Origin of the sequence: Streptomyces avidinii, assembly GCF_045161815.1 — a bacterium.
Taxonomy (GTDB): domain Bacteria; phylum Actinomycetota; class Actinomycetes; order Streptomycetales; family Streptomycetaceae; genus Streptomyces; species Streptomyces avidinii.
Genome location: NZ_CP108863.1, coordinates 1,391,640 through 1,403,432 on the forward strand (window position 1 = coordinate 1,391,640; position 11,793 = coordinate 1,403,432).

The window sequence follows — 11,793 nt, forward strand, 5'->3', positions numbered from 1 at the left end:
CGTGAACGCCCATACCCCTCTTGGGTCCCTGACCGCCGAGCCGGTGCTGCGCGTGGACAGATCGGTCGGCCCCGAGGAGGCGCTGACCCTGCTGGGGGACCAAGGCTTCGCCCTGGTGACGGATGCGGCGCAGGACGGCCTGCCGGTCGCGTTGCTGAGCCGGTCCGACCTCACCGCGCTGCGGGACCACCGTGCGGCAACGCTCTGTCCGTCCGACGCTCCGGCCCGTCCTGCGGTCCTGCTGGCCGCCGGTATGACGCTGGGCGAACTGGTCCGCGGAGCCGCCATGACCCTGCTCGCGCTCAGCCCGCACGGAGCGGTCGTGGTGGATCCGTCCGGCGACGTGACGGTACTGCCGGGCAGCATCGTGGACGACTTTCTGGACCACGGGGCCCCTCTGCCCGCCGAACTGCGCGGGTCGTTCGACATGAGCGCGACGGACAGCCTCCTTGCGGGGGACATCTCACTGCCCCTCGCACTCGTGGCCTGCGCGGCCCCCGGATGCGGCCACATCAACCATCTCGGCTTCTTCGATCCGCAGCGGCCACCTGTGTGTGCCCATCCGGGTCTGCCCCCGCACACGTTGACGATCACGTGAGGACGACGACATGCTCGGTGCCTTTCTGGGCCAGACCCCGGGCCTCCTCGACCGGCGCTTCCTGTTGCACGTCCTGCTGCCCAGCTTGGGCTTCTGCCTGTCGGTCGCCGTGGTGCTGGCCGGGTCGGGCCTGAACGTCGGGCAGGCCCTCCGGACCTGGGACGGCATGACCGGGAGCGCCCGCGCACTGGCCGGACTCGCCCTGCTCCTGGCAGCCTGTCTGGTCGCGTCCGTCCTGTCGGGTTGCCGCATGGCGATCTGCCGTCTCTTCGAGGGGTACTGGACCGGGCGCGCGGCGGGAGCGGCACTGCGACACGGGGTGGCCTGGCACCGGCGTCGCTGCGACGCTCTCCATCGGGTCCCCGCGTCTCGTGACGGCGCCCTGAGCCGGTATCCGCTGCCGACCAGGCCGGAGGACTTCCGGCCGACGCGGCTGGGCAACGTACTCAGGTCCGCGGAACAGTATCCGCAGGTGCGTTACTCCATGGACGCCGTGCTGGTCTGGCCCCGCCTCTACCAGATCCTCCCCGACCGGATGACCGCCACGCTGGCGGCGGCCAGGGCCGACCTGGACGCCGGACTCGGTCTGTCCGTGCTGTGCCTGCTGTTCGGCGTCGTCGGAGCCGCCGAGGTGCTGTGGGAACAGGGGCCGTGGTCCTGGTTCCTCCTCCTGTGGTGGGGCGGCTGCTTCACTGCCTACCTCTCCTACCGCTCCGCGCTGGCCGGCGCACACGTGTACGCCCAACACGTACGCGTTGCCTTCGACCTCCACCGGTACGACCTCGTCCGGCAGTTGGGTGACGAGCCGCCCTCTTCGCCCGAGGCGGAACGGGACTACTGGTATCGCCTCTGCCAGTTCTGGCACCGCGGGATCCCCCGCGACCACGTACAACTACCCGCCGCCACTGAATCGCCCGTTCCCGTCCCCGCTCCCCCTCCCGACTACACCCTCCGCATTCCCTTGCCCGTCTCCGGGTACTTCTGGACACTCACAACCGCCCTCGGAGTCGCGGGCGCCGTTGCGCTCGGCCTGTACTAGGCCGTGCGCCGCCGCGCGAACGCCTGAACCCGGCGCCCGTGGCATTGCCGACCAAGCTCTACTTCGGCACCTCGACGGCGCGCATCCAGTGCCCGTCGGTGCTCCACCCGAGCAGTCGGCGGGCGCGGCCGCGCTCGCCCGTGCCGTCCGCTCCGAAGGAGGCGCCCGCCGCCACCAGGCGCAGCCCGGCGAGGGCCGGAGCCAGCCGGGCCTGGACGAGCGGTGGCCGACGCGCGATGTCCGCCTCGATCCACGCCAGTACGGCCGCCCGCTCCGCCTCCTCGCACAGGGAGAGGTGGAACAGCATCTGTCGCCATGCGTAGGCGGTGTCCTTGATGGTGGACAGCATCGGGTTGCCCGCCATCCGGTTCACCAGGCGGCACACCGTGTCGAAGCAGTCCCGGGCCAGTGCCGCCCAGCCCGCCGGCGGAGCGATCCTCACCCGGGCGGCCAGGGTGGCCAGGTTGTGGGTCGTGAGGATCTGGGCCTGCTCGATCACCTTGCCGTTCACAGCCGGCCGCCAGCTCAGCCCGTTGGTCCCGGCGCGCTCGGCGCACAGCTCCGCGAACTCCTCGGCGCTGCGTGCCGGCCGGCCGCGCTGCGCGGTGTCGGCGGCCTGCGCGACCGCCATCCGGCGCAGCCGCGCGTAGTCGATGCCGTAGTACCGCTCGTACAGGCTCCCTTCGAGGAGGTCGGCGGCGATCCGTGCGGCCACGAGGAACTTCGGGCTGAAGGTCCCCATGAAGATGTCGGCGGCCAGCTCCTCCACGAACGGCGTGCCCAGCTCGGCCTGTCGGCCCAGGTGTGACAGCTCCCGCACGAGCGGATTGGGCAGCACGGTCGCGGGGAAGGCGGACACGGCCAGCTCGCCGAGCCGGCGCAGTGCTTCCTCGGCCTGCTCGTGGGCGCCCGCGTCGGCGTTCCGGTGCGCGGAGACCGCCCGCAGCCACGGGAGTTCCTCGATCCGGACCTGGTGCTGGAGGTTCAGCAGCAGCAGGGAGCGGCGGCTCCGGAAGGCGCGGTAGGTGCCCGCCATCAGGTTCCGTAGCGGCTTGTCGGCGTACTGGTCGGCGGTGACGGCGGCGACGAGCTGCGGCACCAGCTCCGCGAGTACCTCGGCGGACGGCACCACTCCGCGTGCCACCAGCTCCTCCAGCGGGGCACTGAGCGCGGCGCGGACGGAGTTCTCGATCGCCGTGGGCACGGCCGCGCCCACGGGCAGGCCGGTCTCCAGGGCCTCCCTCTCGCTCACCGGGGCCAGCGGCGTGTCCACGTCGGCCGTTCCGCCGGCCTGGTCGAGCCCGGAGATGCGGCGCAGCACCAGAGCGGCCAGCGCGTGGTGCGAGGGCAGCGCCGCCTGATCGGCCTGGATCCGGCGCAGCCGGGTGTGCCCGGGAGAACCGGGTGCGCCGCGCTTGGTGACCATCGCGGTGACGGCCACGCGCAGCAGTCCGGCGAGCCGGGGCGCCAGGACGCGTCCCGCGAGCTCCTCTTCCAGGGCACGGCGCAGGATGGCGGCGTTCGACTTCGGGTCCAGGTGCTTGGTGCAGTGGGTGTGCGCGGCGGCGAGGGACCCGTAGCGTGCCAGCAGGGCGGCGCCGTCCGCCTGCCAGCGCGGGCCGGGCGTACCCGAACCGGCCTCCAGCCGGTGGGCGAGCAGTTCGTCCTCGAAGGGCGCCCAGACGGTGAGGGCCTCCCGCTGGGTCTCCACGGCCGCGTTGGGCCGGCGCCGGGCGAGCGCGGCGCCGGCCTCGCCGACGGTCCGGCGGTGCACGGCGCCCGCCCCGGGCTGCGGCCGGTCGGTGGGGCGCGGCAGGAAGCGCAGCCGGTCGGCGAACGGCCGCAGTACGGTGACGAGTTCGGTGGCGGCGTCGAAGTCCCCGGCGCGCACCAGCCAGGCCACGGTGGCCAGCGCGGCCTCCTCCGGCACGCGGACCTCGTAGTGCCCGCTGTCCAGCAGGGACCACAGGCGGACCAGGCCGTCCTCGGTGAGGAAGTGGGCGAAGAGCTCCGACCGGGTCGCCGGTACGCCGGCCAGCCGGGCGGCCTCTTCCTCGTACGGCAGCAGCGGTCCGCCGGCCGTCGCGGAGCCGGTGGCGAAGCCTCCCGTGACCACCTCCGGGGTCACCCAGGCGGGCAGGGCCGCCACCGGGGTGCGCGATCCGATGGTCAGGGAACCCGAGCTGATGCCGGACAGGACCTGGCGCCACTGCCGGGCCCGGGAGCGGGCGCGCTCGCGCGTGGCGGTGTCCTCGTGGAGGACGGAGGTCCGCAGGGCCTGGGCCAGCCGGCCCGCGGCGTAGGAGGGGGACACGGACACCGGTGCGGCCTCGGGCACGGGCACGGGCACGGGCTCGGCCGTGGCCTTCGGAGCGGACCGGTTCGGGAGCTGCTTGTCAGCGTCTGTGTTCATGGCCGACGTGGCAGGTTCTGCCCCTGCGCCCTCCGGGTAGGAAGCCCGGCGCTCTGCTGCTGAGCTACACGTCGTGGTCGTGGTGTGAACCTATGGGGTGGACCGGCGCCGGCACAAAAGTTTTATCGTGTGTCCCCGCCGGGGGCCCGTCGCCCCGGCGTCCCCGCATGCTGCGGGCCGAGCCCCACCGGCTGGGCCCGGCCCGCAGCATGCGGACTGCATCCCGCGGGCGCACGCGTGGACTCAGTTCATGAAAGCAGTGTCAGGTCCCCAGCAGGTGTCCTTCCAGGTGGTGCGAGGGCCTTGAAGGGCACCGGTGGTCTCGTAGGGGTCGGCGAAGAGAGTGGAGACGGACTGGTGGGCGTACCTCCCGCACTCCGGGTCACTGGGCGGCGTTTCCCCGAAATCGTTGAAGAGGGCGAGATCGCTCCGGCCGTCACCGTTGTAGTCGCCGGCGGTCATGAACGTGACCTTGTGTGTCAACTTGACGCCGTCCCACTGGGATACCGGCCAGCCGAACCTGCCGTCACCGTTCGCGCTCGCGGTGAGGGTGAACGGGCGCACGTCCTTGTCGCCGTAGTCGTACAGCAGGGCCAGGTCGCTCCTGCCGTCGAGGTCGAAGTCGCCGGCGGTCATGAACCGGGTGTTGTTTCCCCAGCAGGGGCTGCCCCAGGCCACGGCAGGCCCGTTGCCGCTGTTGAACCCGCCGTCGCCGCTCGCGTTGGCGGTGAAGGTGTTGACGGTCTGGTGCAGGGGCTTGTTGCCGGCCGGAGGGGAGCAGTCGGTGGTGCCGTCGTCCTTGAACAGGGCGATGTCCGTCTTGCCGTCACCGTTGAAGTCGCCGGAGGTCATGAGCTTCGTTCCGGTTCCCCAATTCATGTCGTCCCACTGGGAGGTGACGCCATCGGGCCCGCCGGGGGTGACGGTGAAGAGCCTCGCGTGGCCGCCGCCGTACTCGTACAACAGGGCCGGCTCGCTCTTGCCGTCGCCGTTGAAGTCACCGGCGGTCATGAATGTGGTGTTGGGTCCCCAGCAGTCGAGCTCCCAGAGCGTCCGGGGCGCGCTCAAGGGCCCTCCCGCACCGGTCGGGTCGGCGAGCCGGATGTCGATCCGCACGTGGTTGACGGCCGAGCATTCCGGTTTGTTCGTCGAGTAGTTGTAGAAAAGCGCGGTGTCGCTCCTTCCGTCGCCGTTGAAGTCACCGGACGCGGCGAACTTCGGGACGACCTCCTGGCAGGCCTGGGCCCGCAGAGCCTGTCGGTTCAAGTCGCCGGACTGGTCGGCCTTGCCCGTGAGATCGAACAGACCGCTACGCCGGGGGTGTGCGGCCTGGGTGCAGCCGCCGGGGTTGGTGGCTGCGTAGTTGTAGACCAGTGAGACGTCGCTGATTCCGTCGCCGTTGGTGTCGTGGGCGGCAGGCTGGGGCTTGCGTACGGTGTCGACGAAGTGCGTGCCGGCCGCGTAGTAGCCGTCGACCGCGGCGTTGATCGCCTCGGGGGTTTGGGCGGCGGAGTTGTAGTAGACCCAGTTGACTTTCTGGTCCCAGGATCGGGACTGGCCGACGCCCGGCAGGTCGTTCATGAACCATATGTTGAAGTTCAGGGTCATGGGCTCGCGCGGGTTGTACTTCGCCGCCGCCGTGAAGAACTTGTTCCCGTCGACGTAGTACTCGGACTTTCCGTCCACGACCGTCATCGCCAGGGTGTGCCAGCCCTTGAGCGACCGCTTCTCGCCGCGGCTGTCCATGTCATCCGGATAGGCCCCGGACTCCGGGGCTACCCTGTACCAGGATGTGGTGAAATGCGCGGGCCCCGTGGCGTCCGAGGAATTCGGTATCTTCCAGCCACCGTTGGGCAGGTACTCGTGGTCCATTTCGCTGTAGAGCGAATTCTCCTTCGAAGACGCCCGGTCCGGAGAGATGGCGTAGAAGGTCTCGACAGGGTGCTCGCCGCCGGCGATACCGGTGCTGGGCCTGTCCTCGAAGTAGACGCGTGCCGCGTAGGTTCCGCTGAAGAACTTGCGCCGGCTGGTGCTGATCTGGGCCTGGGTCGTACCGGCGGCGGTGCCGTCCGTCGTGGCCCGCAGTCGCATCGCCCGGCCCCCCTGCGCGGAAGGGTCGGCCTGGAAGCTGACGCCGTCGGCGCTCCACGTGTTCGGTACGCCCGGCCCGTAGGCCCCGCTGCGTACAGTCCAGCCCTGAGCAGCGAGTTTGGAGTCGTCCGAGCCCGTGTAATGGAAGTCGTCGAACAGGGTGCCGACCTCCGACGAGGTGGCGGCGACGGAGCTGGTCGCGCTCGGCGAAGCGCGTAAGGAGGGCGATGCGTCGGCGGTAGCGACGCCGACCAGGGTCGCGGCGCAGGCCAGCGAGACAACGGTGGGAAACGTGCGGCGTTTGCGCCCGATACGGCGTCCGGGTTGAAGGCGATCCATCAAGTCTCCTCGAAGAGGGGGAATGAGCGGGCGTAACCATGATCCTTCTATTGCGAGGCACGTTGGACAATGCGGCGATGCGGCGATGCGGCGCGTGTCGGTGGGGCCCGAAGCCTCGACAGCTGGCGGATTACGAAATTCCGGACACCCTCGCTGCGTCGGAGTGCGCTCTCCTCGACCCCTCGCGGCTGATGCAGGCCCACGCGCCGCCGCCGGACGCCGTGCGGGCGGCGGGCGCCGACTTCCTCCCCGCCGTCCGGGTCGCCTCAGGGGTGGCCTCATTCGGCTCGCTGCCCGTGCAGATGCTCCAGCCTCGCCGAGCCGGCGGTCGGCTCCATCGTGGCCCCATCAGCCGGGACGGCTTCCGCATCAGCGGCCCAGGGTCGCGCGCCTCCGGAACCGCTACTGGCGAGTACCGCATCTGCTAGGTAAATTCATCGAATCCGCCTTACTTGCAGTCTTATCTGACTGATACATTCCGCAAGCGCAATCCGCATGACCGTCAGCTCGCGGCGGCCCAACCCCGGCAGCGGCGGCTCCGGCGGCAACGGCGGTGGTGGCGGGAAGGGCGGTGGCGGCGGTGGCGGCGGCTACTTCGCCGGTGGCGGCGGCTCCGGCGGCGGTCGGCCCGGCGACCTCGCCGGGGCCGGCGGCGGGGGCAGCAGCTACGCGGCGCCCTCCGCCACCGGAGTCACCCTCACCCCGGGCGTCAACCGGGGCAACGGCAAGGCGGTCGTCTCCTTCCGGTACGGGGCCGCGCTCGCGGTGGCCGCGGACACGGCCACGCCGCTGTTCGGGCACGCCGTCACCCTCACCGCCACCGCCACCTCGGCGAATCCGGCGGCGGGCACCCCGGGCGGAACCGTCACGTTCTTCGACGGGACGACCCCGCTGGCGACCGTCCCGCTGGACGCGGGCCGCGCGCAGCTGCGTACCGGTGCGTTCCAGCCCGGCGAGCACTGGATCACCGCGACGTACAGCGGGGACGCGAGCCACACGCCGGGCGCGACCGCGGCGCCCTCCGCGGTGACGGTGGGATTCAGCCAGCCGTGCATCACCATCCCGCGCGTCGGCGCCCTGACCGTAAGCGCCGGCCAGGCGCTCTGCTTCGGCTCCGGCGGCAGCCAGACGGGCCCGGTCACGGTGGCGCCGGGCGGGTCCCTGGCCCTGTCGGACGCGCGCGTCACGGGTCCTGTCTCCGCCGAAGGCGCTCTCGCCATGAGCGTCTGCGGCTCGCACCTCACCGGCCCCGTGTCCGTCACGGGGACTGCCGGTTACGTCCTGATCGGCTCGCAGGACGCGGCGGCGGGCTGCGCCGGTAATACGTTCCAGGGTCCGCTGAGCCTCGTGGGCAACACGGGCGGTCTCCAGGCCTCGGCCAACACCGTCACCGGACCGGTGCAGATCGACGGCAACAGCGGCAGCGGCCCGCGGGCCGGGGAGGGCGTCCCGGCGTTCCAGGCCAACACCGTCACCGGAGTGCTGCGCTGCGAGGGCAACGAACCGGAGCTGGTACAGACGGGCACGGTCGTCACAGGCCCCCGAACGGGCCAGTGCCGCCAGGCGCGGTAACGACCGGCAGCGAGCGGCAGCACGGCGAGGCACCCGGGACCGTCGTCCCGGGTGCCTCGCCGCATCCAGCGGCTCCCAGGAGACGGCGCAAGGCCGACCGCGTCCAGAAGGACGGCGCGACGTTCCTGGGCCCGATCCGGTGGGGCGGTTCCAGCACGGTGCGCTACCGGCGGGCGATACGGGAGCCCGGGCCCCTCGATGCCGAAGGCGCATGCTCGGCTATCGAGATCGACAGTCCGTCGGTCAGCCATCGATGAGCCACCGTCATGTTCAGCACGCTCCCGCCGGTGGCGGTGCCGACCAGGGCCCAATACCGCTCCAGGCGGGGGTCGAAGCCGGATGATCGCGACACCAGCCCGTGCAGGTATTCGCGGAAGGCGGGGGTGTCCGACTCCCGCCGGGCTCGTGCGTGGGCGGATACGAAAGCGTTCACCGCGTCCCCGGCACCGGGCGGGAGGCCCTGGGCGAAAGCGGCGGCCGTCAGAACGGCAGCATCGTCGATCTCCCCGTAGAACGCCGGGGCGTCTCTCATCTCTTCGTCGTGGTCCTGGGTCCAGCGGGTGAAACCGGGTGTGGAGATGAGCAGATGCAGCTCGGCGTAGGCAAGGGCCGAGTCGGGATCGGGGTCCTGCGGTGGGGCGGGTGACAGCATGGCGATCATGATGTCGAGTCGGTGCTCGGGCATGGTCGCGGACAGCTCGCGATACCAGTGATCGGTGAGAGTGCGGTGCGCCTGGGGGAGCCGCTGCACACGGGAGAGGATCTCCAGACGCCGGAGCCGCTCCTCGCCCGTGCAGTCGTCCAGGGACTTGAGCGTGGCCTGGCGCCACCGCAGCTCGGTCAGTCGTTCCTGCACCACTTCGAGCTCGGTTGTCACGAGTTCACCGAGGGTGCACTCACCGGTGACCACTTGCGTGATGGTCGCGATCGGGGTGTCCAGCGCCCGTAGGCGTCTGATGAGACGGATCCGCTCCCACGCCTCAGGACCGTAGCGCCGATGACCGCCGTTGCTACGGCCGGCCAGGGGCAGCAGACCGCTGTCGGAGTAGTAACGGAGGGTCTTCACCGGAACCCCCGTTCCGGCCGCGAGCTCACCGATGCTCCACGTGTCTTGCGTCACAGTCTCTTGAACCTCCAGCGCGCGGGAGGTCCTAGCGTATGGAGCACTGACCGCGTCGGTCCGCACCGGTCCCCCACCGCTCAGGCCTCGTTCCGGCCCGACCGGCCTCGTCCGATCCAGTCCCCGACCAAGAACGGTGGGTACGCATGTCCCCGACCATGACAGCACCGCGCCCATGCCGCAGAGCGTGGATCCGTGGGGTGCTCTTCCCCGTGCTCTGCGCGGTAGCGCTACTCACAGCCACCGCCGTGCCGGCGACCGCCGCACAACCCGGTGCCCCGCACTCCGCGAGGCAGAGCGGTACCGTCGTACGGACCGACCACGGCCTGGTACGCGGTGTGTCACACGGCCCGTACACCACCTTCGACGGCATTCCCTACGCTGCGCCGCCGACCGGACCGCTCCGCTGGCGTGCCCCCGCGCCCGCCGCCACGTGGCATGGTGTCCGGGATGCGACGACGGCGGCTCAGCGATGCGTGCAGATGCCGACACCAGGTGCGGGCGCGGTACTCGGGTCGGAGGACTGCCTCTACCTCAACGTCACCGTGCCGACGCCAAAGCCGAAGCCGAAGCCGACCGCACAGAAGCGGCCCGTGCTGGTGTGGATGCACGGCGGTGCGTTCCTGGGCGGTTCCGGCAGCGACTACAGCGCCGAACAGCTGGCGGTCCGGGGTGACACGGTCGTCGTCACGGTCAACTACCGGTTGGGGATCTTCGGCTACTTCGGCCACCCCGGGCTGGGCTCCGCCCCGCCGTTCGGCCTGGCGGACCAACAGGCCGCCCTGCGCTGGGTGCGGGCGAACGCGGAGCGCTTCGGCGGCGATCCGCGCAGTGTCACGCTGTTCGGTGAGTCCGCGGGCGCCCTCAGCATCTGTGCACACCTCACCTCGCCGACGGCCGTCGGACTCTTCCAACGGGCCGTACTCCAGAGCGGTTCCTGCCTCACATCCTTCCCACGCGGCGCTCTGGGACCCGGAACACCGGCGTACGAGCCGTTCGCCCCACAGGCCGATGTCCAGACGGCCGGTGCAGCAGCCGCCCGGCAACTGGGCTGCCCGGCGGACGGCGGAGACGAGGTACTGGCGTGCCTGCGCGGGCAGAGCACGGATCGCCTCGCCACCGCGCAGCTGATGCAGTCCTTCAACCGGCCCGCCTTCGGCAATGCGCTGCTGCCCGTGGCACCGGACCAGGCGCTGGCATCGGGACGCTTCCACCGCGTGCCGGTCATCCTGGGCACCAACCAGGATGAGATGCGGATGTTCGTCGGCCTGTCGCTCGCCGCGTTCCCGATCCGCACCGAGAGCGACTATCGCGCCCGTCTGGTGGACGCCTTCGGGCCCGCTGCGCCGGCCGTCGAGGCGCAGTATCCGGCAGCACACCACCCCACGCCCGCACTGGCCTGGGCCGCGGTGCTGACCGATCGATCCTTCTCATGCACCACACTGGCAGCCGGCCGAGCCATCGCCGCTCGTGCCCCTGGCCTCCCCCTCTACGGCTACGAGTTCAGCGATCCGGACGCTCCCGTCCTCTCCGGTCTACCGGCGAACCCGGGCTTCCCCTACGGTGCGGCGCACGGCTTCGAGATGCCGTTCCTGTTCTCCTCCCTCCCCACCGAGCGGCCGCTGACCGACGCCCAGCGCGCCCTGTCGGACCGGATGGTCGGCTACTGGACGAACTTCGCGCGCACCGGCAACCCGAACACCTCCGACGCACCGCTCTGGCCTGCCCTCCACCCTTCGTCACCTCTCGCGGGGTCGGTGCAGTCGTTGGCTCCCGGACCGGGCGGAATCCGCCCCGTCGATGCGCATTCCGCACACCACTGCTCGTTCTGGGACCGCCTGCCCCGGTGAGTGAGTCTCCGGGCATACCGGACCAGACGGGAGCCGGGCGGGCTGTCGGTTCCGGCTCGGGAGACGCCCGAAAGAACACCGGCCTCCGGGAGCGCTGCAGGGTCCCGGAGGCCGGCGTCGTGCGAGACGGTCCGGCGGAGGCTACCTGTTGAGGAAGCCGTCGCGCAGGCGCATCTCGTTGAAGCCGTTCTGGTCGTAGTCGTCCGAGTACGTCAGCGACAGGCGGCCGGTCGGCGCCAGCGCCACCGCGACGCCGGACTGGTGCCCTCCGGTCACGACGTTCAGGCAGCTGTTCTGGCACAGGGTGAGGGAGCTGCTGCTGGTGAGCTTCGACGCGAAGGTGTCGAGGGAACCGCTGAAGGACTTCTCGACGGAGATCTTCAGCGTCACGCCGCGCGCCTGGGCGGCGAGCAGCCTGTCCTGGATCCCCGTGGAGTTGTTGAGCCAGAACATGCTCATGTAGAGCGTGCCGGAGTCGGCGAGGTCGATCAGGCCGTTCAGATGGCTGGAGATGGAGAAGTCGTCGGGACCGTTCACGGTCGGGTAGTTGAACACCGCCGTGTACGGCCCGGAGGCAACGGTCTCCGCCTGTGCGACCGAGGGTGTCAACAGCGAGAGCGCCACGGCGGCAGGGGCAACAACCGCCAGTGCGCGGCGGATTGCTGGGTGCATGATGTTCCTCAGAGGATCCCTAGAAACGGAATGGCGCACTCTAACCCAGTCGAACGGCGGCATGGAACGGTGGGCGAGCAGCCCCGGAGCCCCGCCCCG

8 protein-coding genes and 1 tRNA gene are annotated in these 11,793 nt (G+C 70.9%); 4 read left to right on the plus strand and 5 right to left on the minus strand.

The window, feature by feature from the left end; genetic code table 11:
• Position 1: 1 nt before the first annotated feature.
• Both OG373_RS06285 and OG373_RS06290 read left to right on the plus strand, forming a co-directional pair.
• The gene (locus tag OG373_RS06285) at positions 2-598 is read left to right on the plus strand and encodes a hypothetical protein (protein WP_405436543.1); all 597 of its coding nucleotides are present in this window, start codon (positions 2-4) and stop codon (positions 596-598) included.
• Between the two features lie 10 nt (positions 599-608).
• Positions 609-1,637, plus strand: coding sequence for a hypothetical protein (locus OG373_RS06290; RefSeq protein ID WP_405436545.1), 1,029 nt, complete (start codon positions 609-611; stop codon positions 1,635-1,637).
• A gap of 58 nt (positions 1,638-1,695) precedes the next feature.
• On the opposite strand, the gene OG373_RS06295 is transcribed toward OG373_RS06290, so the two are convergent.
• The 3 genes from OG373_RS06295 to OG373_RS06305 form a co-directional block, all read right to left on the minus strand.
• Positions 1,696-4,050, minus strand: a complete 2,355-nt coding sequence (locus tag OG373_RS06295) for a hypothetical protein (RefSeq protein WP_405436546.1) — start codon at positions 4,048-4,050, stop codon at positions 1,696-1,698.
• Positions 4,050-4,124, minus strand: a tRNA-Gly gene (locus OG373_RS06300). Before OG373_RS06300 ends, OG373_RS06295 begins: the two co-directional genes overlap by 1 nt.
• Before the next feature lie 169 nt (positions 4,125-4,293).
• Entirely contained in the window at positions 4,294-6,480 is a 2,187-nt protein-coding gene (locus OG373_RS06305; RefSeq protein WP_405436548.1) for a hypothetical protein, read from the minus strand.
• A gap of 495 nt (positions 6,481-6,975) precedes the next feature.
• On the opposite strand from OG373_RS06305, the gene OG373_RS06310 reads away from it, so the two are divergent.
• Positions 6,976-8,052: an Ig-like domain-containing protein gene (locus OG373_RS06310; protein ID WP_405436550.1), complete on the plus strand. Its 1,077-nt coding sequence runs from the start codon at positions 6,976-6,978 to the stop codon at positions 8,050-8,052.
• 163 nt (positions 8,053-8,215) lie between these two features.
• Here the strand turns inward: OG373_RS06310 and OG373_RS06315 are convergent, their stop codons facing one another.
• Positions 8,216-9,172 carry a MerR family transcriptional regulator gene (locus tag OG373_RS06315; protein ID WP_405436552.1) on the minus strand — a complete coding sequence of 319 codons (957 nt, stop codon included), beginning with the start codon at positions 9,170-9,172 and terminating at the stop codon, positions 8,216-8,218.
• A gap of 158 nt (positions 9,173-9,330) precedes the next feature.
• Between OG373_RS06315 and OG373_RS06320 the strand changes: the two genes are divergently transcribed.
• Positions 9,331-11,022, plus strand: a complete 1,692-nt coding sequence (locus OG373_RS06320; RefSeq protein WP_405443957.1) for a carboxylesterase/lipase family protein — start codon at positions 9,331-9,333, stop codon at positions 11,020-11,022.
• Between the two features lie 141 nt (positions 11,023-11,163).
• Here OG373_RS06320 and OG373_RS06325 read toward each other — a convergent pair whose 3' ends face one another.
• Positions 11,164-11,694, minus strand: a complete 531-nt coding sequence (locus OG373_RS06325; RefSeq protein WP_405436554.1) for a hypothetical protein — start codon at positions 11,692-11,694, stop codon at positions 11,164-11,166.
• Positions 11,695-11,793: the final 99 nt, after the last annotated feature.

What these genes read in the sequence shown, in the direction of transcription:
- OG373_RS06290 (WP_405436545.1), top strand. Translation starts at nt 609, where the DNA reads ATGCTCGGTGCCTTTCTGGGCCAGACCCCGGGCCTCCTCGACCGGCGC.
- OG373_RS06325 (WP_405436554.1), bottom strand. Translation starts at nt 11,694, where the DNA reads ATGCACCCAGCAATCCGCCGCGCACTGGCGGTTGTTGCCCCTGCCGCC.
- OG373_RS06305 (WP_405436548.1), bottom strand. Translation starts at nt 6,480, where the DNA reads ATGGATCGCCTTCAACCCGGACGCCGTATCGGGCGCAAACGCCGCACG.
- OG373_RS06320 (WP_405443957.1), top strand. Translation starts at nt 9,331, where the DNA reads ATGACAGCACCGCGCCCATGCCGCAGAGCGTGGATCCGTGGGGTGCTC.
- OG373_RS06310 (WP_405436550.1), top strand. Translation starts at nt 6,976, where the DNA reads ATGACCGTCAGCTCGCGGCGGCCCAACCCCGGCAGCGGCGGCTCCGGC.
- OG373_RS06295 (WP_405436546.1), bottom strand. Translation starts at nt 4,050, where the DNA reads ATGAACACAGACGCTGACAAGCAGCTCCCGAACCGGTCCGCTCCGAAG.